The sequence below is a fragment of the Ramlibacter henchirensis genome, from assembly GCF_004682015.1.
GTDB classification, from domain to species: Bacteria; Pseudomonadota; Gammaproteobacteria; order Burkholderiales; family Burkholderiaceae_C; genus Ramlibacter; species Ramlibacter henchirensis.
Window position 1 is genome coordinate 1,667,025 of the sequence record NZ_SMLM01000001.1, and the last position, 26,575, is coordinate 1,693,599.

A 26,575-nucleotide genomic window follows, 5' to 3' on the forward strand; every position below is an offset into this window, starting at 1 on the left:
CGCCCCCTCCGACTAACCAACAACTGACCTGGTGCCCTTGGCGGGAATCGGACCCGCGACCTCTCCCTTACCAAGGGAGTGCTCTACCACTGAGCCACAAGGGCGGAATTCTTCCGCCGGGCGCAATCGATCCGTGGAGCGGGAGACGGGAATCGAACCCGCGTCATTAGCTTGGAAGGCTAAGGTTCTACCATTGAACTACTCCCGCATCGGGCGTGGTTCCTCTGGGCCCCGGGGCGGCCCGGCGGCTCTGCCGCCGGCTTCTCGATCCGCCGGACTCATCCGGCCGATCTCCTTCTTCGCTACCACTCGATCTCTTGCACGTTCGCCGGACTTCCTCTGCGGGAAGTCTGGTGGAGGAGGTTGGATTCGAACCAACGTAGGCGTAAGCCAACAGATTTACAGTCTGCCCCCTTTAGCCACTCGGGCACCCCTCCGGCGAACCTCGAAATATACCATGTTTCGGCCGTTCGAAGCCCATCGCTGCCACGGCGAGGGCCGCGCCCGGGGCGGCCCTCAGCTGAAGAACCCGGGATGTCCGCGGTCCGCAAGCCAGTCGCGGGCCAAGGCGAAATGGGCGCAGCCGAGGAAGGGCACCGGCGGCCGCGAAGCCGACAGCGGCGACGGGTGATTCGCCTGCAGCACCAGCGCTTGGCGACCGTGTTGCTCGGCCGTCGCGGTGATCAGCCCGGCCTTCGCCTGTGCGTACGCGCCCCACAGCAGGTACACGCACGGGCTGGCATGCGCCGCCACCTCGGCCAGCAGCGCGTCCGTCAGCGCTTCCCAGCCTTTCTTCGCGTGGCTGCCGGGCAGCCCGTCCTCGACGGTCAGCACCGCGTTGAGCAGCAGCACGCCCTGCTGGGCCCAGCGCAAGAGCGAACCGCTGGCCGGCGGCGGCGCCGGGTTCGCACACGCAAGCTCCTTGAAGATGTTTCGCAGCGAGGGGGGCGGCTTCACGCCCGCCGGGACGGAGAACGCGAGCCCCTCCGCCTGTCCGGCCCCGTGGTACGGGTCCTGTCCGAGGATGACCGCGTGGACCTGCTCGAGCGGCGTCGTCTCCAGCGCGCGCAGCGGCCGCGGCGGGTAGATCACCGCGCCGGCCGCGATCCGCTGCCGCAGGAACTCCGTCAGCGCTCTACCCGTTCCACTCGCGAAGAAACGCTCGACCACCGGCTGCCAGCCGGGCGCCAGCTTCAGGGCAGCCGGTTCCCAGTCGACCAGCTGCGCAGGTGCGGCCGCCTCGAGCGGCAACGACGCCTGGCTCACCCGCCGAACAGCGCCGCCAGCGCCTCGCCGGGCTCCGGCGCGCGCATGAACGCTTCGCCCACGAGGAACGCGTGCACGCCCGCATCGCGCATGCGCCGCACGTCCGCCGGACCCAGGATGCCCGACTCCGCGACCAGCAGGCGATCGGCCGGCACGTCCTTGAGCATGCCCAGCGTGGTGTCGAGCGAGACCTCGAACGTGCGCAGGTTGCGGTTGTTGATGCCCACCAGCGGCGTCTTGAGCTTGAGCGCCCGCTGCAGCTCGGCCGGGTCGTGCACTTCGACCAGCACGGCCATGTCGAGGCCGCGCGCGATCTGCTCCAGCTCGGCCATCTGCGGGTCATCGAGGCAGGCCGCGATCAGCAGGATGCAGTCCGCACCCATCGCGCGCGACTCGTACACCTGGTACGCATCGACCATGAAATCCTTGCGCAGCACCGGCAGGTCGCACGAGGCCCGCGCCTGCTTCAGGTAGTCCGGCCGGCCCTGGAAGAACTGCCGGTCCGTCAGCACCGACAGGCAGGCGGCGCCGTGCTCCGCGTAGCTCTGCGCGATGTCTGCCGGGATGAACTCCTCGCGCAGCACGCCCTTGCTCGGGCTGGCCTTCTTGATCTCGGCGATCACGGCGCTGCGGCCGGCCGCGATCCTGCGCCGCAGCGCGCCTTCGAAGTCGCGCGTGAGCACGCGGCTCTCGGCGTCCGCGCGCATCTCCTCCAGCGACACCTTCCGCTTCGCCGCCGCGATCTCCTCGCGCTTGACGGCGACGATCTTGTCGAGGATGTCAGCCATGTCTCAAGCGGCCAGCTGCTTCGTCAGCGTGACGAGCCGCTCCATCCGCGACTTCGCCGCGCCGGACGCCACCGCTTCACGCGCACGCTCGATGCCGGCACGGATGTCACCCACCACGTTGGCCGCGTACAGCGCCACGCCGGCATTGAAGACGACGATGTCGCGGGCCGCGCCGGGCTGGTCGTCCAGCACCGACATCAGCATCGCCCGAGACTGGTCCGCCGTCTCGACCTTCAGCGCGCGGTTGCTCGCCATCGGCAGGCCGAAGTCCTCGGGATGGATCTCGTACTCGGACACCTGGCCGTCCTTGAGTTCGCCCACCATCGTGGCCGCGCCGAGGCTGACTTCGTCCATGCCGTCGCGGCCGTAGACCACCATCGCGTGCTCCGTGCCCAGCCGCTGCAGCGCCCGCACCTGGATGCCGACCAGGTCCGGGTGGAAGACGCCCATCAGGATGTTGGGCGCGCCCGCGGGATTGGTCAGCGGCCCCAGGATGTTGAAGATGGTGCGCACGCCCAGCTCCTTGCGCACGGGCGCGACGTTCTTCATCGCCGGATGGTGGTTGGGCGCGAACATGAAGCCGATGCCCACTTCCTGCACGCAGCGCGCGATCGCTTCGGGTGCCAGGTTGATGTTCACGCCCAGGCTCTCCAGCACGTCGGCGCTGCCGGACTTGCTCGACACGCTGCGCCCGCCGTGCTTGCTCACCTTCGCGCCGGCCGCGGCGGCCACGAACATCGAGCAGGTCGAGATGTTGAAGGTGTGCGAGCCGTCGCCACCGGTGCCGACGATGTCCACCAGGTTCTTCTTGTCCGCGATGTGCACCTTGGTGGAGAACTCGCGCATCACCTCGGCGGCCGCGGTGATCTCGCCGATGGTTTCCTTCTTCACGCGCAGGCCCGTGATCAGGGCGGCCGTCATGACGGGCGACAGCTCGCCGCTCATGATGAGCCGCACGATCTTGAGCATCTCGTCGTGGAAGATCTCGCGGTGTTCGATGGTGCGCTGAAGCGCTTCCTGGGGCGTGATGGGCATGGGCCTCTCCTCGGTCAGCGGGACGGATTGTCGGACAGCGCCAGGCGCGCGCCGAAAGCGATGAACATGGCGCCGGCGGCGCGGTCCAGCCAGTGCATGCCGCGCTGCACGGCGTCGCGGCGCGCCATCCAGGCCGCGGCCAGCGCCCAGCCGGAATTCACCGGGATGCTGTTGATGTTGAACAGCACGCCCAGCAGCACGAAGGCGGTCGCCTTGTCCGTCGCGTCGGGCGCGATGAACTGCGGCACGAAGGCCAGGAAGAAGATCGCCACCTTGGGGTTGAGCACGTTGGTCCAGAAGCCGCCCAGGAACACGGCGCCCAAACGCGAGGCCGGCTCGGACCGGGCAAGCGCCTGCAGGTCCGCGACCTGCCGCGGCGGCGCCGCGACCAGCAGCTTCACGCCGATCCACACCAGGTAGACCGCACCGATCCACTTGAGGAGGGTGAACGCTGTCGCCGATGCGGCCAGCAGCGCCCCCACGCCCAGCGCAGCGGCGAAGACATGCACGAAGCACCCCGCCGTGATGCCCAGGCCCGCGACGATGCCGGCGCGCGCGCCCGAGCGCAGCGCGTTGGTGACGATGTAGAGGACGTCCGGGCCCGGCGTGAGGTTCAGCAGCCAGCCGGCGGCGATGAAGATCAGCAGCTGCTGCGGGTCCGGCATGGCGTGGCTCAGGCCTTGAAGAAGCGGCGGAAGGCGGCGATCGCGCGATCGACACCGGCTTCGTCGACATCGAGGTGCGTGACGAACCGCAGCCGGTACAGGCCAGTGGCGAGGACGCCCTCGCTTCTCAACGCCTCGATCAGCGCCGGCCCGCGCTCGCGCGCCACGCCGGTGAGATCGACGAACACGATGTTGGTCTGCGGCGCTTCGACCTGCACGCCGTCGATGCCGGCCATGCCCTTCGCCAGACGTGCGGCCAGCGCGTGATCCCGCGCCAGCCGCTCGACGTGGTGGTCCAGCGCGTGCGACGCCGCAGCCGCCAGCATCCCCGCCTGCCGCATCCCGCCGCCCGCCATCTTGCGGATGCGACGCGCCCGCGCGATGAGGTCCTTCGAGCCGCACAGCGCGGAGCCGGCCGGCGTGCCCAGGCCCTTGCTGAAGCAGATCGACACGGAATCGAAGTGCTGCGCGATCCGCCGCGCTGCCGCCTGCGCCCCGCCGCCGTCACGCGCCGCGACTTCGACGGCTGCGTTGAACAGCCTGGCTCCATCGAGATGGGTGGCGAGCCCGCGCTTGCGTGCGAGCCCGGTGGCCTGCTCGATCCACGAGAGCGGCATCACCTTGCCGCCGAGCGTGTTCTCCAGCGCCAGCAGCCGCGTGCGCGCGAAGTGCGGGTCGTCCGGCTTGATCGCCGCGTCAATGGCCTCCAGCGCCAGCGTGCCGTCCGGCTGGTGGTCCAGCGGCTGCGGCTGCACGCTGCCGAACACCGCCGCCCCGCCGCCTTCCCAGCGGTAGCAATGCTGGAACTGGCCGACGATGTACTCGTCGCCGCGCTGGCAATGCGAGAGCACGGCGCACAGGTTGCTCTGCGTGCCCGTCGGCATGAACAGCGCCGCCTCGAAACCGAGCATCGCGGCGATCTTTTCCTGCAGCGCATTGACGCTGGGATCGTCGCCGAACACGTCGTCGCCCAGCGGCGCCGTCATCATGGCCTCGCGCATCGCCGCGGTCGGCCGCGTGACGGTGTCGCTGCGCAGGTCGACAAGCGCCGCGCTCATGCCTGCTCCAGGAAGTTCTTCAGCATCGCGTGCCCATGCTCGGTGAGGATGGATTCGGGATGGAACTGAACGCCCTGGATCGGCAGCTCCCGGTGGCGCACGCCCATGATCTCGCCGTCGTCGGTCCAGGCGGTCGTCTCCAGCTCGGGCGGGCAGCTGTCCTTTTCGATAGCCAGCGAGTGGTAGCGGTTGACCGTGAAGCGTTCCGGCAGCCCCGCGAAGACGCCTTGCCGCGTCGTCGTGATCTCGCTGGTCTTGCCGTGCATCAGCTGCGCCGCCCGCACGATCTTTCCGCCAAACGCGGCGCCGATGCTCTGGTGCCCCAGGCACACGCCCAGGATCGGCAGCTTGCCGGCGAAGTGGCGGATCGCCGCGACCGAGATGCCCGCTTCGGCGGGCGAGCAAGGCCCGGGCGACACGACCAGCCGGTCGGGCGATCGCGCGGCGATGCCCTCAACCGTGATCTCGTCGTTGCGAAACACCTCCACCTGCGCGCCCAGTTCGCCGAAGTACTGCACCAGGTTGTAGGTGAAGCTGTCGTAGTTGTCGATCATCAGGAGTTTCATGCGCGTTCCTTCGAGAGGGGGGAACAGCCGTACGCAGAAAGCGCGGAAAGCGCGCAGAAAACGCCGACCAGAGGTTGTTCACCACGCGATGGACACCTCTGGTGACCTGGAACTCGTTGAAGTTGATCAGCAATCCGAGCTTCAGATTGCTGAGGCGGAGGTACGAGAGCAGCTGGGCCTTGTGGGTTACCAGCAGCGTGTCGACCGCCTTGAGTTCCACGATCACCGACGATTCGACGATGAAGTCCGCACGGTAGCCCACGCCGATGGGCGTGTCCTTGTAATTCGTGTGAATCGGGACCTCGCGAGCAAACGACAGCCCTTGCAGCTCCAGTTCGCGAGCGAATGCTGCGGCATAGGCCCTCTCGAGCAGCCCGTGACCGAGCACCCTCTGGACCTCCACGGCCGCACCGATGATCGACCGACTCAGAATCTGGTTTTCCATCCACGCATTTCTGCGCTTTCTGCGTTCTTTCTGCGTCCTCTGCGTACGGGAGTCCGCTTCCGGGCTTCATTCCAGCCCCTCCTCGACCAGCTCCGATGCCCGCAACAACGCGCGGGCCTTGGCTTCGGTTTCCTTCCATTCCAGCTCCGGCACAGAGTCGGCCACCACACCCGCGGCCGCCTGCACGTAGAGCGTCTGGTCCTTGACGATGCCGGTGCGGATCGCGATGGCCACGTCCATGTCGCCCGCGTAGCTGAGGTAGCCGCAAGCACCGCCGTACAGGCCGCGCTTGCTGGGCTCGAGCTGGTCGATCAGCTCCATCGCATGCACCTTGGGCGCGCCCGTCAGCGTGCCCGCGGGGAAAGTCGCCTTCAGCACGTCGATGCTGGTCATGCCTTCGTTCAGCAGGCCCTCGACGTTGCTCACGATGTGCATCACGTGGCTGTATCGCTCGACCGCGAACGCCTCCGTCACCTTCACGCTGCCGGTCTTCGCGATGCGGCCGATGTCGTTGCGGGCCAGGTCGATCAGCATCACGTGCTCGGCCCGCTCCTTGGGGTCGTTCACCAGCTCCTGCTCGACGGTCTTGTCCAGCTCCGGCGTGGCGCCGCGCGGCCGCGTGCCTGCGAGCGGCCGGATCGTCACCTTCTGGCCCTCGGGGGTCTGCTCCTGGCGCACCAGGATCTCCGGCGAGGCGCCCACGACCTGGAACTCGCCGAAGTCGTAGTAGTACATGTAGGGGCTGGGATTGAGCGACCGCAGCGCGCGGTACAGCGACAGCGGCGACTCGGTGTAGCGCTTCTTGATGCGCTGCCCGACCTGCACCTGCATGAAGTCGCCGGCGGCGATCAGCTCCTTGGCGCGGTCGACGGCCTTGAGGTAGTCGGCTTTCGAGAACTCGCGTTCGGTCGGGAAGGTCTGGGTCTGGCGCACCTGCGGCGCGCTGACGGAATACTTCAGAAGGTCCTTGAGCTCACGCAGCCGCTTCTTCGAATTGCTGTAGGCCTCGGGTCGACTCGGGTCGGCGTAGACGATCAGGTAGAGCTTGCCCGACAGGTTGTCGATGACCGCCAGTTCCTCGCATTGCAGCAGCAGGATGTCGGGGCAGCCCAGCGTGTCGGGCGGGCAGGTCTTCTCCAGCTTCTTCTCGATGTAGCGGACGACGTCATAGCCGAAGTAGCCGGCCAGTCCGCCGCAAAAGCGCGGCAAGCCGGGGCGCAGCGCCACCTTGAAGCGCTTCTGGTACTCGGCGACGAAGTCCAGCGGATTGCCGCGGACTCGCTCGATCACCTGTCCATCCGTCACAACTTCCGTGGCCGCGTCGGCGCCGAAGCCGGTGGCGCGCAGCAGCGTGCGCGCGGGCAGGCCGATGAAGCTGTAGCGGCCGAAGCGCTCGCCGCCGACGACGGATTCCAGCAGGAAGCTGTACTTGCCGTTGCCCTTGGCATGCGCCAGCTTCAGGTAGAGGGAAAGCGGGGTCTCGAGGTCGGCGAAGGCTTCCGCAATGAGGGGGATGCGGTTGAAGCCCTGCAGTGCCAGGCTCTTGAATTCGAGTTCGGTGATCACGGGTGAGCCTCCACAAGCTCATGCGGCGCGGGCCGCTTTCTTTGAATCTGGATGTCCCGGGGGCCGGGACGCGGGGCACGGGCTGCCCCGTGCAGATCAGGAACGCACGTCGACAGGCTTGCGCCAGGGCCAGGCTCCCCGGCCGGAGCAACCTGTGATGGTGGTGCGGTGGATGAACATCGCGGACGAGTGTAGCAAAGGCGACGCCGGGCGCGAAAACCCGAATGCGATCGCCCCCAGCTGAACAACAATCTAACCAAAGCGAACGACCGTTCTTTTTTTGTCTCTGGAGATCCGATGAATCGATTCCGCACCCTTGCCCTGGGCCTCGCCGTGCTCACGCTCGCCGCCGCCGTCCAAGCGCAGCCCGTCACGCTGTCCGGCATCAGGTTCGACGAAGCGGCCGATGTGCGCGGCGCCCGGCTGCAGCTCAATGGCGCAGGCGTGCGCTACAAGGCCGTGTTCAAGGTCTATGCCGCCGGGCTGTACCTGCCAAAGAAAGCCGCCAGCCCGGAAGAAGTGCTGGCCATGCCGGGCGCCAAGCGCATCAGCATCACCATGCTGCGCGAGATCGACTCGTCCGAGTTCGGCAAGATGTTCGCGCGCGGCATGGAGGACAACATGGACCGGTCCGCGTTCTCCAGGCTCGTGCCGGGCGTGCTGCGAATGAGCCAGATCTTCAGCGACCACAAGCGGCTCCATCCCGGCGACGCGATCCTGATCGACTGGGTGCCCGGCACCGGCGCCGTGGTCACCGTCAAGGGCGTGCCGCAGGGCGAGCCTTTCAAGGAGCCGGAGTTCTTCAATGCGCTGCTGCGCATCTGGATCGGCCAGAACCCCGCCGACTGGAAGCTCAAGGACGCCTTGCTCGGCAAGGCTGCGGCGGCAGGACAGGGCGCCTAGAGCAGCCGGCCGATCTGGGCCAGCGAATCCACGAAGCCGTCGGCATCCACCGAGCCCACCGGCTCGCCGTGGTTGTACCCGTAGGTGACCAGTACCACCGGACATCCCGCGGCCCGCGCCGCTGCGGCGTCGTTACTCGAATCACCGACGACCAGCGTGCGAGACGGCGCCGCGCCAAGCGCCTCGCAGGTGCGAACGAACGGCAGGGGGTCGGGCTTCTTGCGCTCGAACGCATCACCGCCGAACACCGCGTCGAAGGCCTTCGCCAGGCCTTTGCGCTGGAGCAGGTCCGCGGCGAATCGCGTCGGCTTGTTGGTCACGCAGGCCAGTCGAAGCCCGGAGCGTCTCAGGACCTCGAGGCCTTCTTCGACCCCGGGATACACGTCCGAATGCCGGCCGTTGATCTCGTCGTAATGCCGCTGGTAGGCGGCCCATGCCGCGTCGTACAGCCGCTGCGGTGCGTCGACCGCGGACAAGGCGGACCGGATCAGGTGCTCGGAGCCTTTGCCGACCATCGGCTCGATGTCCGCCGCGGTCAGCCGGCGCAGCGACAGCTCGTCGAGCGTGGCATTGAGTGCGACCGTGAAATCGCCGAGCGTGTCCACCAGCGTGCCATCGAGGTCGACGATGGCCGCCTGCAATCCTGGGGCAAGGGGCATGGCCCGAGTGTGCCGCAGCGCGCGGCCGTCCCGCGCGTCAGGCCGGCACGGCTTCCAGGCGGCTGCGCGTCCAGTGCCGGTGCCGCGACATCGCCGCGATGAAATCCTGCGCCAGCGGCACGCGGCCCGCGGGGTCGCCCTTGGCGATCAGTACTCCCTCGGCGGACGCCGTGTTCGCGTCGATGCCGACTGCCCGCAACAGCTCCACGCTTTCGCCGATCACGCAGATCGGCTTGCAGTGGCGGTACGCCTCCAGCACGAAGTTCACCGCGCGGCCGTTGGCTGCGAGCGCCTGCGCATGCGCTGCGCCACCGGGCACGAGCACGGCATCGAACAGCACCGAGCTCGCCGTCAGGAAGCAGGCGTCCACCTGCAGCTGCTGGCCCGAAGAAGTGGAGACCACCCCCAGGTGCGTGGCCACCACCTTGCAGATCACCTGGTGCTCGGCCAGCGCCTGCTGGATGATCTTCAGCGCGCCGATCTCCACGCCGGCCGCCACCAGCACGGCCACGCGCCGCGTGGCGAGCGAGCTGCTGCCGTTGTTGTCCATGCTCAGGGAAGGCGAAGCCTCGACGGCGAGCTTGTCGCGCCGCTCGCGGAACCCCGCGCGGCCCGCAGCCGCCTTCGCATCCGGCATCAGCCCGAGCGGCTCGCCCACCTTGCGCGCCAGGCGCGCATCGACGTGCGCCAGGTTGTCGACCACCCGCTGGCGGATCGCCGGCGTCTCCACGCGCGTGAGCTCCAGCTGGAAGGCGCACACGATGTGGTCCTTCTCGGCCGGGCTCTGGCTGTTCCAGAACAGCGTGGCCTGGGTGAAGTGGTCGTCGAACGAAACGCTGCGCCGGCGCACCTTCCCGGACTCCACCGTCTGCGGATGGCTCTGGAATCCTTCGTGCCCGCCGTCCACGCGGAACTCCGAGCCGGTCCCCAGTGTGTTGGGCTCGTAGCTCACCTGTCCCTTCGGCACGCCCGTGCGGTGGCTGCCATCGCGCTGGAGGTTGTGGAAAGGGCACAGGCTGCGGTTGATCGGCAGCTCGTGGAAGTTCGGGCCGCCCAGGCGCCCGACCTGCGCGTCCAGGTACGAGAAGAGGCGCCCCTGCAGCAGCGGGTCGTTGCTGAAGTCGATGCCGGGCACCAGGTGGGCGGGGTTGAACGCCACCTGCTCGCATTCGGCGAAGAAGTTGTCGGGATTGCGGTTCAGCACCAGCCTGCCAACGGCCTGCACCGGCACCAGTTCCTCCGGAACGAGCTTGGTGGGATCGAGCAGGTCGATGCCGAGCGCATCGGCCTTGGCTTCCTCGACCAGTTGCACGCCCAGTTCCCATTCGGGGAAGTGGCCGCGCGCGATCGCTTCCCAGAGATCGCGCCGCAGGAAATCCGGATCGCGCCCCGCGAGCTTCTGCGCCTCGTCCCATGCCAGCGCGTGCCGTCCCAGCTTGGGCTTCCAGTGGAACTTGACGAAGTGCGAGGCGCCATGCGCGTTGATGAAGCGGAAGCTGTGGACGCCGAAGCCTTCCATCATGCGCAGGCTTCGCGGCAGCGCCCGGTCCGACATGAGCCACATCAGGGCATGCATGGTCTCCGGCATCAGCGACACGAAGTCCCAGAAGGTGTCGTGCGCGCTCGAAGCCTGCGGCATGCCGTGGTGCGGCTCGGGCTTGAGCGCATGCACCAGGTCCGGGAACTTGATCGCGTCCTGGATGAAGAACACCGGCGCGCTGGCGCCCACCAGGTCGTAGTTGCCTTCGCGCGTGTAGAACTTGACCGCGAAGCCGCGCAGGTCGCGCACCGTGTCGGCCGAGCCGCGCTCGCCGCTGAAGCCTGAAAAGCGCACGAACACCGGCGTGCGAAGGCCGGCCTCCTGCAGGAAGTCCGCCCTGGTGAACTGGCTCATCGACTTGTAGAGCTCGAAGTAGCCGTGGGCGGCGGCGCCGCGCGCGTTCACCACCCGCTCGGGGATGCGCTCGTGGTCGAACTGCGTGAGCTTCTCGCGAAGCAGGAAGTCTTCCAGCAGCGTCGGGCCGCGCGAGCCGGCGCGCAGCGATCCGTGGTTGTCGGGGACGACCACGCCTTGCGTGGTCGTGAGCATGTTCTCGGGGGCCTGGCTGAAGCTCTCCAGCTGTTTCTGCTTGGCGGCGGCGGCGTCGCCGGACCGGGATCTGCGCTGGGCGTCCGGTTTGGACTGGGCCATGAATTCTCCTGGGGGCGGGCCGCCCCGCCGCTCGGGCGCAGGTGCACGCCGGTTCTTGTTCGGCTCAGGTCTCGAGGTCGAGCGCGGCTTCGATGGTGCCGGCCAGCACCGCCAGCGCGAACGCCCCGGCGCCTCCTGCGGCGCACCACACCAGCCATTCAGGCACCGCGGCGATCAGTTCCATGGCCACTCTCCTTCGGACGAAGTCCCCGCATCGAGACCAATCACTTTGCCAAGCTCATGGGGAGTCGACCGTAGCCCGGCAGCGGGCGCGTTTGTCCGCCCGGCTTGGCAGTGCGCGTAGGAAGCCGCCTACATCGCGCGACGCCGCTCCGCGAGGGCTCCTACAGGTTCCGGACCGTCCCTCCTACCGCAGCCGACGCCCGGCCGGGGCACGATGAAGGCAACCCATCATCCGGAGCGATGCGATGCGAGAGCGCATGACCAGTCCGCCCGACACGGGCACGGGGAGCGACCGGCCTGAAGGCCGCCAAGGCAATACCACGACGGCGCAAGGCGAGGATCAGCGCGCGGTGCCGCGCATGCCGCACGAGCGTGACGAGTCGGCCGACAGCCAGCCCGCCGCGGAGCCTTCGCACGACCGCGTCGGCAAGAAGGCGCAGGGGGATCAGGAACGGGGCGTGGCGGACACGACCAAGGGAGCCGAGCTGGATGCGACGTACGACAAGCTGCGCGAAGACATGCCGGACGGGGAGAAGAAGTTCCGGCCCTGACGCCGATCAGCGGCGGGCGAGCGCGGCCCGCATCCCGTCGATCACCGCCTTGTAATCCGGTTTGCCGAAGATGGCGCTGCCGGCCACGAACGTGTCCGCGCCCGCCGCGGCGACACGCGCGATGTTGTCGCCCTTGATGCCGCCGTCGACTTCGAGCCGGATGTCCTTGCCGCTTGCATCGATGCGCTTGCGCGCCTCCTCGATCTTGCGCAGCGACGATTCGATGAAGCCCTGGCCGCCGAACCCGGGGTTGACGCTCATGATGAGGACCAGGTCGATCTCCTCGACCAGCCAGTCCAGCACGTCCAGCGGAGCCGCCGGATTGAACACGAGCCCCGCCTTGCAGCCGCGCGCCTTGATCGCCTGCACGCTGCGGTGCGCGTGCGCCGATGCATCGGGGTGGAAGCTGATGTAGTCGGCGCCGGCGTCGGCGAAAGCCTGGGCGAGCGCATCGACGGGCTCCACCATCAGGTGCACGTCCACCGGCACCGGCGTGCCGTCCGCGCGCTTCGAATGCGGCTTCAAGGCCGAGCAGATCATCGGGCCGAACGTGAGGTTGGGCACGTAGTGGTTGTCCATCACGTCGAAGTGGATCCAGTCGGCGCCCGCGGCGATGACGTTGCGCACCTCCTCGCCCAGGCGGGCGAAATCGGCCGAGAGGATCGAGGGGGCGATGCGATGCGTTCTGCTCATGGCGCGATTCTCGCAAATGCCCCCTCGCGGGTACGATGGCGCGATGGCGAAGTACCAGTTCCGCGTCGAGGTCAAGCCCGCCTACCTGCCCGAGGAGTCGGCGCCCGAGGCGGGCGTCTACACCTTCGCGTACACCATCACGATCAGCAACGTCGGCGAGGTCGCGGCCCAGCTCATCTCGCGGCACTGGATCATCACGGACGAGGCCGGCGGCATCCAGGAAGTCAACGGGCTCGGCGTGGTGGGCCACCAGCCGCTGCTGCAGCCCGGCCAGTCGTTCCAGTACACCAGCGGCTGCCGCCTGCCCACGCCCAGCGGCACCATGCAGGGCAGCTACTTCTGCGTGGCCGAGGACGGCCAGCGCTTCGACACCGAGATCGCCCCCTTCCTGCTGGAAGACGGCTCCAAGCGCGTTCTGCACTGAACGCATCCGCGCCGCCGCGAGGCGCGGCCCGCAGCGGCAGGCGCTGCTCAGCGCCCAGTCCTACAAGCTGAGCCACGCGCCGCATTTAGAGTGCCCCGCGAGGGACAAGCATGAACGAAATCATGGCCGTCTGGGGCCAGTGGCTCAAGCCTTCGGCGGGGCTGCCCACGGTGCAGTGGTCCCTTCTTCTCGCGCTGGCCGCCGCCGCCGGCCACCTGGTGCAGCGGCACATGGCCCTGCCCAAGGTGGTGGGCTATTCGGCGGTGGGCGCCATCGCCGGCGTGGCCGGTTTCACGGGTGCCGCCTGGCCGCTGCAAGGCATCGGCCTGTTCCTGCTCGAGCTGGCCGTCTCCGTGGTGCTGTTCGAAACCGGCGGCCGCATCGCGCTGCGCTGGTTCCGCTACAACCCCATGGTGCTGCTGCAGAGCGTGCTGGAAGCGGTGCTCACCTACGCCGCGGTGTACTTCACGCTTCGATGGCTGGAGGTGCGGCCCTCGGTCGCCGATGCGCTGGCGCTGGTGGCGATGGCCTCCTCGCCGGCGGTGCTCAGCCGCATCGTGACCGACCTGCGGGCCACCGGCCCGGTGACGGAGCGAGCCATCGTGCTGTCGGCATTGGGTGCGCTGTACGCGCTGACGCTGGTCGCGGCGCGCGCCGGCCTGATGCACCGCGAGGAGACCGATCTGTTCGCGCTGCTCTACCCCGTCGCGGTGGTGCTGGGCCTCTCGGTGGTGGTCGGCGCTGCCCTTGCGCTGTTCCTGCGCTTCGCGCTGCACTTCATGAGCCCGAACAGCGAGAACACCTCGATCCTGCTGATCACCAGCATCGCCGCGGGCACCACGGTCGCTTCGCACTTCGGCGGGTCCGCCGCGCTCGCGGGGCTGCTGGCGGGGCTGCTGCTCAAGCAGCTCAATCCGCGACCCTGGGCCTGGCCGCGCCAACTGGGCACGGCCGCGTCGCTTCTCGTGATGCTGAGCTTCGTGCTCGTCTCCGTCGTCGCGGCGCAGGCCGAGTGGAATCCGGCCGTGGCCGGCATAGTGCTCGCGCTGGTCGGCGCGCGTGCGTTGGCCAAGTTGTCCGGCGTGCTGCTGGCCAACCCGGGCAGCGGCACCACCTGGCGCCAGGCGCTGATGACCGGCTGGGCGATGTCGCCGATGTCCTCGCTCGCGCTGCTGCTGGTCTCGCAGTTCGCGTCCGCCTCGTTCACGCTGGGACCGCGCATCGCGAGCATCGCGCTGCCGGCCATCCTGCTGATGGAAGTGCTGGGGGCGGTGATCGCCACCTTCGTGCTTCACTTGGCGCGCGAGAGCTCGCAGCCCGAGCCCGTGTCCGGCGCCGGACCGTCCGGAGCGCAGCGTGCTTGAGCCCGTGCTGCCCGACATCACGCCGGCCGGCGAGTCGCCGCAGGCCGCGCCGGCGCTGGAGCCCTTCCGCGCCTCCGAGCCGCTGACGCTCGGTGTCGAACTCGAGCTGCAACTCGTCAACACCCACGACTACGACCTCGCGCCGTACTCGGACGAGATGCTGCGCCTGATGGCCAGGTTCGACCTGCCGGGCTCGGTCGTGCCGGAGATGACATCCAGCATGATCGAGATCTCCACCGGGGTGTGCCACTCGACCGCGCATGTCCTGGGCGAACTCACGCAACTGCGCGACGCGCTGGTGCGCTGCGCCGACAAGCTCAACATCGCGGTGGTGGGCGGCGGCACTCATCCGTTCCAGCAGTGGCACCAGCAGCGCATCTACGACAAGCCGCGCTTTCGCGAGCTGTCGGAGCTGTACGGCTACCTCTCCAAGCAGTTCACCATCTTCGGCCAGCACGTCCACGTGGGCTGCCCGGATGCCGACGCCGCGCTGCTCATGCTGCACCGCATGTCGCGCTACATCCCGCACTTCATCGCGCTGTCGGCGTCGTCGCCTTACGTGCAGGGACAGGACACGCAGTTCGATTCGGCGCGGCTGAACTCGGTGTTCGCCTTCCCGATGTCGGGCCGCGCGCCGTTCACGCTGTCGTGGAAGGAGTTCGAGGCCTTCTTCAGCAAGACCACCCGCACCGGCGTGGTCAAGAGCATGAAGGACTTCTACTGGGACATCCGTCCCAAGCCCGAGTACGGGACGATCGAGATCCGCGTGTTCGACACGCCGCTCACGATCGAGCGCGCGGCCGCGCTGGCCGGACTGGTGCAGTCGCTCGCGGCCTGGTTCCTGCACGAGCAGCCCTTCGTGCCCGCCGAGGACGACTACATGGTCTACACCTACAACCGCTTCCAGGCCTGCCGCTTCGGCCTGGAGGCGGTGTACGTCGATCCGGTCACGGGCCGGCACATGCCGCTGCGCGACCACATCCTCGAAACACTGCGCCGGCTCGCCCCTCATGCACAGCGGCTGGGAGCGGCCCCGTCCATCCAGCTGCTGGCCGAGGACGCGGAGCTGGGGACCAACGATGCCCGCTGGCTGCGCCAGCGCCAGGCGCGCGAGCGCCTGCTGGCCGAAGTCGTACGGCAGGGCAGCGAACGCTTCAAGGGACGGCGCTAGCGGCCGGACACTCGTCTGCGGCGGCGCCTATCGCGCCAGCCGCCGCCGTCCTACAGGTCGGCGCCCGAGCCACTTCCAGAATGCCCCGGGGCGCCTCGAGGTGCACGCATTTGAAGCAAGGAGAAGTGCAACATGGGAATCATCGGAACCATCGTCGTCGGTTTCATCGTCGGCCTGCTGGCCCGGGCCATCAAGCCGGGCAACGACCGCATGGGCCTGATCATGACGACGCTGCTGGGCATCGCAGGCGCGTTCATCGCCCGCTACGCCGGCATGGCCCTCGGCTGGTATTCGGAAGGTGAGCCGGCCGGCTGGATCGCATCCATCGTCGGCGCCGTCATCCTGCTGGTCATCTACGGCATGGTTCGCGGGTCGCGCCACAGGGTCTGACCCGCCCTGCCCCGGGGCGCGGCGGTTATCCTCGCCGGCCCATGGGTGAATTCGAGCTCATCGACCGATTCTTTCGCCGCGCCAGGCCCGCACCGCGCGCGGTGCCGCTGGGCATCGGGGACGACTGCGCGCTGCTCGCGCCGGCCCCCGGCATGCAGCTGGCGGTGTCGACCGACATGCTGCTGGAGGGCCGTCACTTCCTGTCGACGGTCGATCCTTCCCGGCTCGGGCATAAGGCGCTCGCCGTCAACTTGAGCGACCTCGCGGCCTGCGGAGCGCGACCGGTCGCATTCACGCTTTCGCTTGCCCTCCCCTCGGTCGATGAATCCTGGCTGGAAGGTTTCGCACGCGGCCTGTTCGCGCTTGCCGACGAGCACGGCTGCGAGCTGATCGGAGGCGACACCACGCGCGGGCCGCTGGCCATCTCCGTCACCGTCTTCGGCGAAGTGCCCGCGGGGCAGGCCCTGCTCCGCAGCGGTGCGCGCGCGGGCGACGACCTCTACATCAGCGGAACGCTGGGCGACGCGCGGCTCGCGCTCGAGGTGTTCCGCGGCGCTCTCACCGCGCCGGCGCCGGTGTTCGAACTCGCCCGCGCGCGCATGGAGCAGCCCACCCCGCGTGTCGCGCTCGGGCAGGCGCTGCGCGGCGTCGCGACCTCGGCCATCGACGTGAGCGACGGGCTCCTGGGCGACCTGGGCCATGTTCTGCGCGGCTCGAACGTGGGCGCCACGGTCTGGGCCGGCTCCGCCCTGCCGCTGCTCGGCGTTCGCGAGAAGGCCGGCGACCCGGGTGACTTGCCGGATGAAGCCAGGCAGCTGGAGTTCGTTCTGGCGGGCGGCGACGACTACGAGCTGCTCTTCACCGCACCGCAAGCCCGGCGCGAAGCGGTGGCGTCGGCTGCCGCAGCATCCGCCACGCCCGTGACCCGCATCGGCCGCATCGAAGCCCAACCGGGCCTGCGCGTGCTCGACGGGCAGGGACGCGAAATCCGCTCGAGCTTTGCCTCCTTCGAACATTTCGCCTGAAGAGCCGTAGTCGGCACTCGCCCTCCGGCCGTTGATCCAATCACCCATGCCCCTCCTCCGGCTCCTCGCCGTGGTCCTCCTGTCGCTGCCGCTCGCCGCGCCGGCGCAGCCGCCGCGCGGCTATACGGCCGTGGTGACGCACGTCAGCGACGGCGACACGATCTGGGTGCGGCCCACCCAGGGCGGCCGGGTGCAGGTGCGGCTTCAGGGCATCGACGCACCCGAGATCTGCCAGCGCTTCGGCGAACAGTCGCGGCGCGCGCTGGAGCAGCTGGTCCTGCGCAAGCGGGTCTTCATCGAGGAGCGCGGGCGCGACGACTTCGGGCGCGTGATCGCCCACGTGCGGCGCTCAGGCGAGGACGTGGGCAGCTGGATGGTGGCCCATGGCATGGCCTGGTCTCCGGGTTTCCGTCGACAGCCAGGCCCGTACGACGCGCTGCAGTCGCAGGCGCGCCAGGAGCGCCGCGGCCTCTGGGCCGGGGCCCACCCGCTGGAGCCGCGCACGTTCCGCCGCCTGCACGGGCCGTGCGAGCCCGCGCCCGCGAAGCCCTAGTCACTGGTCCGAGGAGGCGTCGGCAGTCGATGCGCTGCCGCTCGCTACCATTGGCCGATGCGTGAGCTGTCCCTCGACGAAATGCCGCTGCAGCCGGCGCCGCTGCGGCCCGGGTGGCGCTTCCTGCTCTCGCATCCGGCCCACCTGCTCGCAATGGGCTTCGGCTGCGGCCTCAGTCCGGTCGCGCCCGGCACCGTCGGCACGCTGTGGGCCTGGGGCTCGTTCCTGGTGCTGCAGGCCTGGCTCTCGCCGTTCGCGCTCGGCTGCGTCGTGCTGGCCAGCGTGGTGGTGGGCTGGTGGGCCAGCACGGTCACGGTGGACCAGATGCGCGTGCTCGACCCGGGCGCCATCGTCGCCGACGAGATCATGTCGTTCTGGCTGGTGCTGTGGGTGCTGATGCCCGCGGGCTGGGACGAGCAGCTCGCGGCTTTCCTGGTGTTCCGCCTCCTGGACGCAGTGAAGCCCGGACCGGTCGGATGGGCCGACGGGTTGTTCCACGGCTTCGGCTGGCGCGGGGGCCTGGGCATCATCTTCGACGACCTGGTGGCCGCGTTCTGCACCCTGTTCCTGCTGGCGGCGTGGAGGCATCTCCCATGAACGCCGAGATCACCGCGCTCTGCATCGAACTGGCCGAACGGCTGCTGGCGCGCGGCTGGATGCTGGCCACGGCCGAGAGCTGCACCGGCGGCCTGATCGCCGCGGCTTGCACCGAGCTGTCCGGTTCCAGCACCTGGTTCGAGCGTGGCTTCGTCACCTACTCCAACGAAGCGAAGATGGAAGCGCTCGGCGTCGACCCGGCGCTGCTGCAGGCGCATGGTGCCGTCAGCGAAGTGACGGCGCGCGCGATGGCGTTCGGTGCATTGCGGCACTCGCAGGCGCAGGTCAGCGTGGCGGTGACCGGGGTCGCGGGCCCGACCGGCGGCAGCGTCGAGAAGCCAGTGGGCACCGTGTGGTTCGGCTTTTCGGTGGAGGGCCGCCTGCACAGCGAAAGAATGCGCTTCGACGGCGACCGGCAGGCGGTGCGCGAGGCGAGCGTGAAGCATGCGCTGGTGCGCCTGCTCGAACTGCTGCCGGTGACCTAGCCGGGAAACTCCGGGCCGGCCGCCACGCCGAGCTCCGCGAGCCGCTTTCGCAGCCGCAGCACCTGGCCGTCCTTGCTCAGCAAGGTCGCGCCTTCGCGCACGGCGAGATCGATGAACTTCTGGTCGTCCGGGTCCTTGCAGATGACCGGCGCCCTGGGCGCCTCGCCGACTGGCGTCGCGTGCAGGTCGAAGGCCGCCATCACATCGGCCGACGCGAGCTTGCGGAAAGCCAGCCGCGGCACGATCTGCGGATTGGCCAGCACGCGTTGCAGTTCGTCGCGCATCGCCGCGGTGGCGATCCATCGAAGACGGCGGGCGAACAGCGCGTCGCGCAAGGGCTGCGCCGCCTCGTCGTCGAAGACGAAGACGTCGAGCACGATGTTGGTGTCAAGCACCAGCGGTGGCATCGCCCTTGTCCGCCGCGCGGGCCGAGCCCGCGACCATGTCGAACCGGAACAGCCGGCACTCGATCGGCCCGTTCCACATCGGCACGCGCCGCGATTCCTTCAGCCGCATGCGCGAGGGCAGCTTCAGGTCGGGCGTCAGCACCCAGGCCGTCCAGCCCGCGTAATGCTTCTTCCAGTGTGCGGCGAGCTGCACGAAGAAGTCGCCCGCGCCCTCCACCTGGGCGCGTTCGCGGCCGCGCTGCACGCGGCCCGCGACGCCCGCCGTCTCGATGCGCTCGCCGTACGGCGGGTTGAGAAGCATCACGCCGGGCGTGTCGGAAGGCGGCATGCGCTGCAACGCGTCCCCGCCGCGGAACTGCACCGATTGCGCCACCCCGGCCCGCTCGGCATTGCGCTGCGCGAAGTCGACCATGCGGAAGGCCACGTCGCTGCCGAACACCGGCACGGGCGCCGCGCGTCCGGCGGCGCGGGCCTCTTCCTCCAGCTGCGTCCAGACCTGCGCCTGGTGCGGCAGCAGTTGCTCGAAGGCGAAGCGTCGCCGCAGGCCGGGCGCGATGTTGCAGGCGATCTGCGCCGCCTCGATGGCGATCGTGCCGCTGCCGCAGCACGGGTCGTAGAGCGGCTTGTCGGCGCGCCATCCGCTGGCCGCGATCATGGCGGCGGCCAGCGTTTCCTTCAGCGGCGCCTCGCCCTTGTCCTCACGCCAGCCGCGCTTGAACAGCGGCTCGCCGGACGTGTCGATGTAGAGGGTGCAGTGCGTCGAAGTGAGATGGCCGAACACGCGCACGTCGGGCCGCTGCGTGTCGACGTCGGGCCGCTCACCGCCGCGCGAGCGGAAGCGGTCGGCCACCGCGTCCTTGATCTTCAGCGCGGCGAAGTTGAGGCTCTTGAGCGGGCTGTGCTGCGAGGTCAGCTCCACCTTGAAGCTTTGTCGAACGCTGAACCACGCTTCCCACGCCACGGCCGCGGCCGCTTCGTACAGGTCCGTCTCCTCGCGATACGGCGTGTGCGACAGCTGCACGAGCACTCGCTGGGCGAGGCGGCTGTGCAGGTTGAGCCGCATCGCCTCGCGCCAGGACGCCCGCACCACCACACCGGCGCGCCCGACCAGCAGGTCGTCGCCCGAGAGGCCGGTGAGGCCATGCACCTCGTCGGCCAGCAGGTCCTCGACGCCGGCCGCGCAGGGCAGGAACAGTTGCAGGTTCGACAAGCTAGTGTCCTGTCCCACGAATTCCTGCACTCTCGTTCGGATGCATGCGGGGATGAGCGGTGGCTGGCCGGAGAGGGTCAAGACTGGCCGTCTTGACCCTCTCTGGCCGGCCGCCGGGCGCCCCGCAGGCGCCGAACCCTCCGGGCTGTCCCGTATCGGGCCGCATGCCGCGTTGCGTCCACGGGTCAAGCCGTCCAGGCTTGACCCGCGTCCGCGCCTTGCCTGCGGCCCGATACGGGGCAGCGAGAGCGCAGGAATTCGTGGGACAGGACACTAAAGCGCCTTGCGCAGGTTGGCCGGCGCGATGCGAAGCGCCTCGCGGTACTTGGCGACCGTCCGGCGCGCGCACTCGATGCCCTGCTCCTTGAGCATCTCGGAGATCTGGCTGTCCGACAGCGGCTTCTTCAGGTCTTCCGACGCGACGAACTGGCGGATCAGCGCGCGCACCGCAGTCGACGAGGCGTTGCCGCCGGTCTCGGTGCCCAGCGCGGAGCCGAAGAAGTACTTCAGCTCGAAGGTGCCGAACGGCGTGGCCATGTACTTGGCCGTGGTCACGCGCGAGATGGTGGACTCGTGCAGGCCGAGCTCGTCGGCGATCTCGCGCAGCACCAGGGGACGCATCGCCAGCTCGCCGTGCACGAAGAAGTTCTTCTGCCGCTCCACGATTGCGTTGGACACGCGCAGGATGGTGTCGAAGCGCTGCTGGATGTTCTTGATGAACCAGCGCGCTTCCTGCAGCCGCTGCTGCAGCGCCTGGTGGCCCTCGCCCTTGTGCGCCTTGAGCGCGCCGGCGTAGACGTCGTGCACGCGCAGCCGCGGCATCACGTCGGGGTTGAGCTGCACTCGAAAGCGGAACTGGTTGCCGCGGCCCACCTTGCTGACCAGCACGTCGGGGACGACGATGTTGCGTTCCACGTCCACGAAGCGGCGGCCGGGCTTGGGCTCCAGCCGCGTGATCAGGCCGATGCCGGCCTTGATGCCCGCCTCGGTCTCGCCGCACAGCTGGGCGAGGCGCTTGACGTCGCGGCGCGCCAGCAGGTCCATCGGCTGCTTGCAGATGGCCAGCGCCGCCTGCCGCGCTTCCTCGTCGGCGTCGCCCTTGCGCGCGTGCAGTTGCAGCGTCAGGCACTCGGCCAGCGAGCGGGCGCCGACGCCGGGTGGATCCAGGTGGTGCAGCAGCCCCAGCGCCACCGTGAAGCGGTGCACCAGCTCCTCCTGCTGCTCGGCCTGGCCGGGGGCCAGGCCATGGGCCAGCGCCTCGATCGAGTCCTCCAGGTAGCCGTCGTCGTTGAGCGACTCGATCAGGAAGCGCAGCGCCGCCTGGTCCTCGGGCGCGAGCCGCAGCGACAGCGCCTGGCGGTGCAGGAAGGCCTGCAGCGACTCGTGGCCGTGCGCCAGTTCGGCGGCGTCGACGTCGTCGTCCCCGCCCAGGTTGTTGCGGCGCGCCTGCGCCTCGACACCCCACTCGCCGTCGTCCGGCACCACCTCCGTGCTGCCGTCGCCGTCCCAGTCCTGCGGCGCTTCCACCGGCTCGGCGGGGGCGTCGCTCTCCAGCGAAGCCGACGGCGAAGAGCGATCGGCTTCGAAGGAGCCGAATTCCAGCGCGGCTTCCTCGCGTTCCGACTCGGGCGGCGGCGCATCGGCCTGCGCGAGGCCGAACTCCTCGCGCGGGGCTTCGTCGAGCGTGACTTCGAGGAAAGGGTTGTCGCCGAGCATCTGCTCGACTTCCTGCGACAACTCCAGCGTGGACAGCTGCAGCAGGCGGATCGATTGCTGCAGCTGCGGCGTGAGCGCCAGGTGCTGCGAGACGCGAAGCGAAAGGCCCTGCTTCATGGGAACTGCCGGGGCCGCGTCACATGCGGAAATGCTCGCCGAGGTAGACCCGGCGGACGTCCGCGTTGTTGACGATCTCGGCCGGCGTGCCCTGGGCGAGCACGTGGCCGTCGCTGATGATGTACGCGTGGTCGCAGATGCCCAGCGTCTCGCGCACGTTGTGGTCGGTGATGAGCACGCCGATGCCGCGCGACTTCAGGAAGCCGATGATCCGCTGGATCTCGATCACCGCGATCGGGTCGATGCCGGCGAAGGGCTCGTCCAGCAGGATGAAGCGCGGCTGGGTCGCAAGCGCGCGGGCGATCTCCACCCGCCGCCGTTCGCCACCCGACAGCGCCACCGATGGCGAATCGCGCAGGTGGTCCACCCGCAGGTCCGCCAGCAGCTCGTCCAGCCGCCGCTCGATGGCGTCGCGCGTCAGCGCGCGGCCGTGGTCGTCGTGCTGCAGTTCCAGCACCGCTCGCACGTTGTCGGCCACGTTGAGCTTGCGGAAGATCGACGCTTCCTGCGGCAGGTAGGACAGGCCGAGCCGCGAGCGGCGGTGGATCGGCATGTGCTCCACCGCGCGGCCATCGATCGAGATGGAGCCTGCGTCGGCGCGGACCAGCCCGACGATCATGTAGAAGGACGTGGTCTTGCCAGCACCATTGGGGCCCAGCAGGCCGACCACCTCGCCCTTATCGACCTCGAGCGACACGTCCTTGACCACCTTGCGGCTGCCGTACGCCTTCTGCAGGTGCCGCGCCTCGAGGCGGCTGGGTGTCCCGGCCGAGGCTCCGGCGGGCCGGAGGGCTTCCGCGGGGTCGACCCTCACCGGCGGTCCTCGCTCAATGCGGGGCTCTGGCGCAGCTGCGCGGGCGGCGTGGCCGGCCGCGGTGCCGCCGGGGCCGATGCCGACTCACGCGGGGACAGCACGGCGCGCACGCGCCCGCCCGGCGTCGCGGAGGCCGGTCCGCCGTCGACGGTGAAAACGTCCGTGGTGTTGTCGTAGGTGATGAGGCTGCCCACCATCTCGTCGCTGACGGTGGCGCCCCGGTAGCGGCGCATCTCGGCGCGGCGGATGAACTTCACGCGGTCGGCCTTGCCGTCGTACTCGATCACCTCGCCCTCGCCCTCGATCCATTCGTCCACGCCTTCTCGCTTCTGGCGGTAGAAGGCGCGTTTGCCGGGCTCGGCCGTGACGACGCCGTACTGGAAACCTTCCGCGTCCTGGCGCACGTCGATGCGGGCGCCGCGGATCACGATGGTTCCCTTCGTCACCACCACCCGGCCGGTGAACACGCTCGTCTGGCGCAGGTCGTCATAGCGCAGCGCGTCGGCCTCGATGTTCATCGGCTGGCTGCGGTCCGCGCGCTCGGCCTGGGCGGGTAAGCCCAGGGCGGCGGCCAGCACGGCGATGAAGAGAGTGGGTCTCATGAACGGCATGAATCTTGCTCGCGCATTGTAGCGACGGGTCGCGGTGCGCCAATGAAAAAGCCCGCCGAAGCGGGCTCGGTCCTGCTTGACAGCCGTGGCGGAGCGGGTCAGCGCGCCTTGCGGGCCTCGGCGATCAGGTACTCGGCCACCTGCACCGCGCGCGGCATGCTGCCCGCCATCGAGCCGTCGGTGTACCAGCGGCCGGCGATGCCCAGCGCGGGCACGCCCTCGACCTTGAACGCGTCCTGCAGCTGCGTGGCGCGGCGCGCCTTGGTCTGGATGGCGAAGGAGTTGTAGGTCTCCTGGAACTTGGCCTTGTCCACGCCGTTCTTCTCGACCCACGCCAGGATCAGGTCTTCCTTGTTCAGGGGCTGCTTCTCGGCGTGGATGGCGTGGAAGACCTTGCGGTGCATCTCGTCGAGCTTGCCCATGGCCTCGAGCGTGTAGAACAGGCGCTGCTGCGGCACGAAGTCGTCGCGGAAGGCCACCGGCACGCGGCGCAGCGCGACGTCGTTGGGCAGCCGCTTCTGCCAGGCCTCCAGCTGCGGCTCGAAGGCGTTGCAGTGCGGACAGGCGTACCAGAAGAACTCGACGACCTCGATCTTGCCGGCGGGCGCCTCCGTGTTCACCCGCTTGTCCAGCGTCTTGTACTCGCTGCCGTCCTCGGGCTTCTTCTGGGCCCAGGCGGCCGGGCCCAGGCCGAGGCTGGCGACGGCGGCCACGCAGGCCACGCCTTGGGAAAACTCACGTCGGTTCATCTCGGTTTGCACTCCTTGAGTTCGGGTTCTGAGCCCGGCGGCGCGCGAAAGGTTCCGCGGCGGCTCAGCGCTGCACGCGCACCAGCGCGGTCTCCAGGCCCACGGCCTCGAGCTTCTGCTTGCTCAGATCGGCGTCGTCCTTGCGGTCGAACGGGCCCACGCGCACGCGGAACACCTGGCGGCCGGACTGCTCGCGCTCGGTCACACGCGCCTCCACGCCCATGAGCGACAGCTTGGCGCGCTGGGCCTCGGCGTCCTCGGGCGTGCGGAAGGCGCCGACCTGGACGAAGTACAGGAATGGATCGGCGCCCGGGCTGGACGAACGCGCCGCAGCCAGGTCGCCCAGCGGGTCGCCCGACCGAGCGGCGGGCGCTGCCGGTGCCGCGGACGCGACCGCTGCGGGGCGCTGGGCCGGGGCCGGCGCCGCGCCGGGAGCGCCCGGTGCAGCCACCGCGGGCGCGGGCGGCAGTGGCTTGGCCGGGTTCTTGCCGTACAGCGGCGCGTTGGGATCCCAGTCCTTGTTCTTGCGCGACTCGGCCGCGTCCTGCTCGGCCGTGCGGCCCGGGTTCTTGCTCAGGAAGGGGACCGGCACCTTGGTGACGTACACCGCCACGGCGAGCGCGGCCGCCAGGCCCAGCACCACGCCGATGATGATGCCCACGAGCACATTGCCACGCTGTCTGTTCAACATCTTGCTCACATCTTCTCGGGTGCGCCGACACCCAACACCGCCAGCCCGTTGCGCAGCACCTGCGCCGTGGCGGCCACCAGCGCCAGCCGCGCCCGCTTGATCCTCTCGTCGTCCACGAGGATGCGCTCGGAATCATAGTAGGAGTGGTACGTCGCGGCGAGCTCGCGCAGGTAGAACGTGACGTCGTGCGGGGCGAAATCGTTGGCTGCGGAAGACAGCATGTCCGGGTAGCGGGCCAGCTGCAGCATCAGTGACAACGCCGCGGGGCTGTCCAGCGCCGAAAGGTCGGCTTGCGAGAGCGTGGCCGCGTCGCCGCCCCACATGGCCAGCACCGAGCAGATGCGCGCGTGGGCGTACTGGACGTAGTACACGGGGTTGTCGTTGTTCTGCGCCAGCGCCAGATCGACGTCGAACACGTACTCGGTGTCCGGCTTGCGCGAGAGCAGGAAGAAGCGCACCGCGTCCTTGCTGGTCCATTCGATCAGGTCGCGCAGCGTCACGTAGCTGCCGGCGCGCTTGGAGATCTTCACCTCCTGGCCGCCGCGCATCACCCGCACCATGGTGTGAAGCACGTAGTCGGGATAGCCGGCCGGGATGCCGACGCCGGCGGCCTGCAGGCCGGCGCGCACGCGCGCGATCGTGCCGTGGTGGTCCGTGCCCTGGATGTTCACGGCCTTCGGAAAGCCCCGCTCCCACTTGGTGATGTGGTAAGCGACGTCCGGTACGAAGTAGGTGTACGTGCCGTCGGACTTACGCATCACGCGGTCCTTGTCGTCGCCGTAGTCGGTCGACTTCAGCCAGAGCGCGCCGTCCTGCTCGTAGGTCTTGCCGGCCTCCTGCAGCCGCCGCACGGTCGCATCGACCTTGCCGCTGGTGTAGAGGCTCGACTCCAGGTAGTAGTTGTCGAACTTCACGGCGAAGGCCTGCAAGTCCAGGTCCTGCTCGTGGCGGAGGTAGGCCACGGCGAACTGGCGGATCGACTCCAGGTCCTCGACGTCGCCGGAGGCGGTGAACTCGCGATCGTCGGCCTTGACCGTCTTGCGGGCCTTGAAGTCGTCGGCGATGTCCTGGATGTAGTCGCCGTTGTAGGCCGCGTCGGGCCACTGCGAGTCGCCCGGCTTGATGCCCCTGGCGCGCAGCTGGGTCGACGTGGCCAGCGTCGCAATCTGCACGCCGGCGTCGTTGTAATAGAACTCGCGGAAGACGTCCCAGCCCTGGCTGGCGTACAGGTTGCAGATCGCGTCACCCAGCGCGGCCTGCCGGCCATGGCCCACGTGCAGCGGGCCGGTGGGGTTGGCGGAGACGAACTCCACCATCATCTTTTTGCCGTTCGCGGGCTTGTGGCCGTAGCGCAGACCGCCTTCGAGCACCTCGCGCACGACCTGCTGCTTGGCGGCGGGCTTGAGGCGGATGTTGAGGAAGCCCGGGCCGGCGATCTCGACGGCATCGACCCAGTGCTGGAAGGCGGGCGACTGCAGCAGAGCGGCCTTGAGGTTCTCCGCCACCTGGCGCGGGTTGGCCTTGAGCGGCTTGGCCAGCTGCATGGCCGCGGTGCAGGCCAGGTCGCCGTGCGCCGCCACCTTGGGCGACTCGAACGCGGCTTTCGAGCCCGCGCCCGGCGAGAGGCTGTCCAGCCCGGACGCCAGCGCGCCGAGCAGTTCTTCTTTCACGAGGAGCATCGC

At 69.1% G+C, this 26,575-nt stretch carries 29 protein-coding genes and 3 tRNA genes; 10 read left to right on the forward strand and 22 right to left on the reverse strand.

The window, feature by feature from the left end:
• Positions 1–29: 29 nt before the first annotated feature.
• The 11 genes from EZ313_RS08225 to trpE all read right to left on the reverse strand — a co-directional run bounded on the left by EZ313_RS08225 (position 30) and on the right by trpE (position 7,389).
• Positions 30–104: transfer RNA gene (locus EZ313_RS08225), tRNA-Thr, on the reverse strand.
• 30 nt (positions 105–134) lie between these two features.
• Positions 135–208: transfer RNA gene (locus EZ313_RS08230), tRNA-Gly, on the reverse strand.
• A 143-nt stretch (positions 209–351) separates the two neighbouring features.
• Positions 352–437, reverse strand: a tRNA-Tyr gene (locus tag EZ313_RS08235).
• 79 nt (positions 438–516) lie between these two features.
• Positions 517–1,266 carry a uracil-DNA glycosylase gene (locus tag EZ313_RS08240; protein ID WP_240788562.1) on the reverse strand — a complete coding sequence of 250 codons (750 nt, stop codon included), beginning with the start codon at positions 1,264–1,266 and terminating at the stop codon, positions 517–519.
• Positions 1,263–2,054, reverse strand: a complete 792-nt coding sequence (gene trpC / locus EZ313_RS08245; protein WP_135262686.1) for an indole-3-glycerol phosphate synthase TrpC — start codon at positions 2,052–2,054, stop codon at positions 1,263–1,265. The genes EZ313_RS08240 and trpC overlap by 4 nt, the downstream gene beginning before the upstream one ends.
• A gap of 3 nt (positions 2,055–2,057) precedes the next feature.
• Complete coding sequence (gene trpD, locus EZ313_RS08250; protein WP_135262687.1) at positions 2,058–3,089, reverse strand: anthranilate phosphoribosyltransferase; 1,032 nt, start codon at positions 3,087–3,089, stop codon at positions 2,058–2,060.
• A 14-nt stretch (positions 3,090–3,103) separates the two neighbouring features.
• The gene (locus EZ313_RS08255) at positions 3,104–3,754 is read right to left on the reverse strand and encodes a LysE family translocator (protein WP_135262688.1); all 651 of its coding nucleotides are present in this window, start codon (positions 3,752–3,754) and stop codon (positions 3,104–3,106) included.
• Positions 3,755–3,762: 8 nt separating this feature from the next.
• Complete coding sequence (ltaE, locus tag EZ313_RS08260; RefSeq protein ID WP_135262689.1) at positions 3,763–4,812, reverse strand: low-specificity L-threonine aldolase; 1,050 nt, start codon at positions 4,810–4,812, stop codon at positions 3,763–3,765.
• Positions 4,809–5,378 carry an aminodeoxychorismate/anthranilate synthase component II gene (locus EZ313_RS08265; RefSeq protein ID WP_135262690.1) on the reverse strand — a complete coding sequence of 190 codons (570 nt, stop codon included), beginning with the start codon at positions 5,376–5,378 and terminating at the stop codon, positions 4,809–4,811. Before EZ313_RS08265 ends, ltaE begins: the two co-directional genes overlap by 4 nt.
• Entirely contained in the window at positions 5,266–5,823 is a 558-nt protein-coding gene (locus tag EZ313_RS08270; RefSeq protein WP_135262691.1) for a GxxExxY protein, read from the reverse strand. Before EZ313_RS08270 ends, EZ313_RS08265 begins: the two co-directional genes overlap by 113 nt.
• Positions 5,824–5,889: 66 nt before the next feature.
• The gene (gene trpE / locus EZ313_RS08275) at positions 5,890–7,389 is read right to left on the reverse strand and encodes an anthranilate synthase component I (protein WP_135262692.1); all 1,500 of its coding nucleotides are present in this window, start codon (positions 7,387–7,389) and stop codon (positions 5,890–5,892) included.
• 297 nt (positions 7,390–7,686) lie between these two features.
• Here trpE and EZ313_RS08280 point away from each other — a divergent pair, with 297 nt between their 5' ends.
• A complete protein-coding gene (locus tag EZ313_RS08280) occupies positions 7,687–8,292 on the forward strand; it encodes a chalcone isomerase family protein (RefSeq protein WP_135262693.1) in 606 nt (201 codons plus the stop codon).
• Here EZ313_RS08280 and EZ313_RS08285 read toward each other — a convergent pair.
• The gene (locus tag EZ313_RS08285) at positions 8,289–8,951 is read right to left on the reverse strand and encodes a phosphoglycolate phosphatase (RefSeq protein ID WP_135262694.1); all 663 of its coding nucleotides are present in this window, start codon (positions 8,949–8,951) and stop codon (positions 8,289–8,291) included. The two genes, EZ313_RS08280 and EZ313_RS08285, sit on opposite strands and share 4 nt — an antisense overlap.
• Positions 8,952–8,988: 37 nt before the next feature.
• On the reverse strand, positions 8,989–11,142 hold the full coding sequence (locus EZ313_RS08290) for a catalase (RefSeq protein WP_135262695.1): 2,154 nt from the start codon (positions 11,140–11,142) through the stop codon (positions 8,989–8,991).
• Positions 11,143–11,582: 440 nt separating this feature from the next.
• On the opposite strand from EZ313_RS08290, the gene EZ313_RS08295 reads away from it, so the two are divergent.
• Positions 11,583–11,876, forward strand: coding sequence for a hypothetical protein (locus EZ313_RS08295; protein ID WP_135262696.1), 294 nt, complete (start codon positions 11,583–11,585; stop codon positions 11,874–11,876).
• Positions 11,877–11,882: 6 nt separating this feature from the next.
• Here EZ313_RS08295 and rpe read toward each other — a convergent pair whose 3' ends face one another.
• Positions 11,883–12,569, reverse strand: coding sequence for a ribulose-phosphate 3-epimerase (gene rpe / locus EZ313_RS08300; RefSeq protein WP_135262697.1), 687 nt, complete (start codon positions 12,567–12,569; stop codon positions 11,883–11,885).
• Positions 12,570–12,612: 43 nt separating this feature from the next.
• Between rpe and apaG the strand changes: the two genes are divergently transcribed.
• The 8 genes from apaG to EZ313_RS08340 all read left to right on the forward strand — a co-directional run bounded on the left by apaG (position 12,613) and on the right by EZ313_RS08340 (position 18,578).
• Positions 12,613–12,993 carry a Co2+/Mg2+ efflux protein ApaG gene (gene apaG / locus EZ313_RS08305; protein WP_135262698.1) on the forward strand — a complete coding sequence of 127 codons (381 nt, stop codon included), beginning with the start codon at positions 12,613–12,615 and terminating at the stop codon, positions 12,991–12,993.
• A 110-nt stretch (positions 12,994–13,103) separates the two neighbouring features.
• Complete coding sequence (locus EZ313_RS08310; RefSeq protein WP_135262699.1) at positions 13,104–14,357, forward strand: cation:proton antiporter; 1,254 nt, start codon at positions 13,104–13,106, stop codon at positions 14,355–14,357.
• Positions 14,350–15,528, forward strand: a complete 1,179-nt coding sequence (locus EZ313_RS08315; RefSeq protein WP_240788563.1) for a YbdK family carboxylate-amine ligase — start codon at positions 14,350–14,352, stop codon at positions 15,526–15,528. The genes EZ313_RS08310 and EZ313_RS08315 overlap by 8 nt, the downstream gene beginning before the upstream one ends.
• Positions 15,529–15,660: 132 nt before the next feature.
• Entirely contained in the window at positions 15,661–15,918 is a 258-nt protein-coding gene (locus tag EZ313_RS08320; protein WP_135262700.1) for a GlsB/YeaQ/YmgE family stress response membrane protein, read from the forward strand.
• Between the two features lie 41 nt (positions 15,919–15,959).
• Positions 15,960–16,943, forward strand: a complete 984-nt coding sequence (thiL, locus tag EZ313_RS08325; protein ID WP_135262701.1) for a thiamine-phosphate kinase — start codon at positions 15,960–15,962, stop codon at positions 16,941–16,943.
• Positions 16,944–16,989: 46 nt separating this feature from the next.
• Positions 16,990–17,496, forward strand: a complete 507-nt coding sequence (locus tag EZ313_RS08330; protein ID WP_135262702.1) for a thermonuclease family protein — start codon at positions 16,990–16,992, stop codon at positions 17,494–17,496.
• A gap of 57 nt (positions 17,497–17,553) precedes the next feature.
• Positions 17,554–18,093, forward strand: a complete 540-nt coding sequence (locus EZ313_RS08335) for a phosphatidylglycerophosphatase A family protein (protein WP_240788564.1) — start codon at positions 17,554–17,556, stop codon at positions 18,091–18,093.
• Positions 18,090–18,578, forward strand: a complete 489-nt coding sequence (locus EZ313_RS08340; RefSeq protein ID WP_135262703.1) for a CinA family protein — start codon at positions 18,090–18,092, stop codon at positions 18,576–18,578. The genes EZ313_RS08335 and EZ313_RS08340 overlap by 4 nt, the downstream gene beginning before the upstream one ends.
• Here the strand turns inward: EZ313_RS08340 and EZ313_RS08345 are convergent.
• The 8 genes from EZ313_RS08345 to argS form a co-directional block, all read right to left on the reverse strand.
• Positions 18,575–18,973: a PIN domain-containing protein gene (locus tag EZ313_RS08345; RefSeq protein WP_338106296.1), complete on the reverse strand. Its 399-nt coding sequence runs from the start codon at positions 18,971–18,973 to the stop codon at positions 18,575–18,577. The genes EZ313_RS08340 and EZ313_RS08345 overlap by 4 nt on opposite strands.
• Positions 18,966–20,195: a THUMP domain-containing class I SAM-dependent RNA methyltransferase gene (locus EZ313_RS08350; protein ID WP_135262705.1), complete on the reverse strand. Its 1,230-nt coding sequence runs from the start codon at positions 20,193–20,195 to the stop codon at positions 18,966–18,968. Before EZ313_RS08350 ends, EZ313_RS08345 begins: the two co-directional genes overlap by 8 nt.
• 273 nt (positions 20,196–20,468) lie before the next feature.
• Positions 20,469–22,028 carry an RNA polymerase factor sigma-54 gene (gene rpoN, locus EZ313_RS08355; RefSeq protein ID WP_135262706.1) on the reverse strand — a complete coding sequence of 520 codons (1,560 nt, stop codon included), beginning with the start codon at positions 22,026–22,028 and terminating at the stop codon, positions 20,469–20,471.
• A 19-nt stretch (positions 22,029–22,047) separates the two neighbouring features.
• A complete protein-coding gene (gene lptB, locus EZ313_RS08360) occupies positions 22,048–22,842 on the reverse strand; it encodes an LPS export ABC transporter ATP-binding protein (RefSeq protein ID WP_135262707.1) in 795 nt (264 codons plus the stop codon).
• Complete coding sequence (gene lptA, locus EZ313_RS08365; RefSeq protein ID WP_135262708.1) at positions 22,839–23,444, reverse strand: lipopolysaccharide transport periplasmic protein LptA; 606 nt, start codon at positions 23,442–23,444, stop codon at positions 22,839–22,841. The genes lptB and lptA overlap by 4 nt, the downstream gene beginning before the upstream one ends.
• 107 nt (positions 23,445–23,551) lie before the next feature.
• Positions 23,552–24,202, reverse strand: coding sequence for a thiol:disulfide interchange protein DsbA/DsbL (locus EZ313_RS08370; RefSeq protein ID WP_135262709.1), 651 nt, complete (start codon positions 24,200–24,202; stop codon positions 23,552–23,554).
• Between the two features lie 64 nt (positions 24,203–24,266).
• Positions 24,267–24,893: an SPOR domain-containing protein gene (locus EZ313_RS08375; RefSeq protein WP_135262710.1), complete on the reverse strand. Its 627-nt coding sequence runs from the start codon at positions 24,891–24,893 to the stop codon at positions 24,267–24,269.
• Positions 24,894–24,898: 5 nt separating this feature from the next.
• Positions 24,899–26,572, reverse strand: coding sequence for an arginine--tRNA ligase (gene argS / locus EZ313_RS08380; protein WP_135262711.1), 1,674 nt, complete (start codon positions 26,570–26,572; stop codon positions 24,899–24,901).
• Between the last annotated feature and the right edge of the window lie 3 nt (positions 26,573–26,575).

Coding starts and splice junctions, on each gene's coding strand:
- trpD (WP_135262687.1), bottom strand. CDS start 3,089: ATGCCCATCACGCCCCAGGAAGCGCTTCAGCGCACCATCGAACACCGC.
- EZ313_RS08285 (WP_135262694.1), bottom strand. CDS start 8,951: ATGCCCCTTGCCCCAGGATTGCAGGCGGCCATCGTCGACCTCGATGGC.
- EZ313_RS08335 (WP_240788564.1), top strand. CDS start 17,554: ATGCGTGAGCTGTCCCTCGACGAAATGCCGCTGCAGCCGGCGCCGCTG.
- EZ313_RS08340 (WP_135262703.1), top strand. CDS start 18,090: ATGAACGCCGAGATCACCGCGCTCTGCATCGAACTGGCCGAACGGCTG.
- EZ313_RS08265 (WP_135262690.1), bottom strand. CDS start 5,378: ATGAAACTCCTGATGATCGACAACTACGACAGCTTCACCTACAACCTG.
- apaG (WP_135262698.1), top strand. CDS start 12,613: ATGGCGAAGTACCAGTTCCGCGTCGAGGTCAAGCCCGCCTACCTGCCC.
- EZ313_RS08310 (WP_135262699.1), top strand. CDS start 13,104: ATGAACGAAATCATGGCCGTCTGGGGCCAGTGGCTCAAGCCTTCGGCG.
- argS (WP_135262711.1), bottom strand. CDS start 26,572: ATGCTCCTCGTGAAAGAAGAACTGCTCGGCGCGCTGGCGTCCGGGCTG.
- EZ313_RS08295 (WP_135262696.1), top strand. CDS start 11,583: ATGACCAGTCCGCCCGACACGGGCACGGGGAGCGACCGGCCTGAAGGC.
- EZ313_RS08270 (WP_135262691.1), bottom strand. CDS start 5,823: ATGGAAAACCAGATTCTGAGTCGGTCGATCATCGGTGCGGCCGTGGAG.
- rpoN (WP_135262706.1), bottom strand. CDS start 22,028: ATGAAGCAGGGCCTTTCGCTTCGCGTCTCGCAGCACCTGGCGCTCACG.
- trpC (WP_135262686.1), bottom strand. CDS start 2,054: ATGGCTGACATCCTCGACAAGATCGTCGCCGTCAAGCGCGAGGAGATC.
- EZ313_RS08375 (WP_135262710.1), bottom strand. CDS start 24,893: ATGTTGAACAGACAGCGTGGCAATGTGCTCGTGGGCATCATCATCGGC.
- lptA (WP_135262708.1), bottom strand. CDS start 23,444: ATGAGACCCACTCTCTTCATCGCCGTGCTGGCCGCCGCCCTGGGCTTA.
- thiL (WP_135262701.1), top strand. CDS start 15,960: ATGGGTGAATTCGAGCTCATCGACCGATTCTTTCGCCGCGCCAGGCCC.
- EZ313_RS08370 (WP_135262709.1), bottom strand. CDS start 24,202: ATGAACCGACGTGAGTTTTCCCAAGGCGTGGCCTGCGTGGCCGCCGTC.
- rpe (WP_135262697.1), bottom strand. CDS start 12,569: ATGAGCAGAACGCATCGCATCGCCCCCTCGATCCTCTCGGCCGATTTC.
- EZ313_RS08290 (WP_135262695.1), bottom strand. CDS start 11,142: ATGGCCCAGTCCAAACCGGACGCCCAGCGCAGATCCCGGTCCGGCGAC.
- EZ313_RS08320 (WP_135262700.1), top strand. CDS start 15,661: ATGGGAATCATCGGAACCATCGTCGTCGGTTTCATCGTCGGCCTGCTG.
- ltaE (WP_135262689.1), bottom strand. CDS start 4,812: ATGAGCGCGGCGCTTGTCGACCTGCGCAGCGACACCGTCACGCGGCCG.
- EZ313_RS08280 (WP_135262693.1), top strand. CDS start 7,687: ATGAATCGATTCCGCACCCTTGCCCTGGGCCTCGCCGTGCTCACGCTC.
- EZ313_RS08255 (WP_135262688.1), bottom strand. CDS start 3,754: ATGCCGGACCCGCAGCAGCTGCTGATCTTCATCGCCGCCGGCTGGCTG.
- EZ313_RS08330 (WP_135262702.1), top strand. CDS start 16,990: ATGCCCCTCCTCCGGCTCCTCGCCGTGGTCCTCCTGTCGCTGCCGCTC.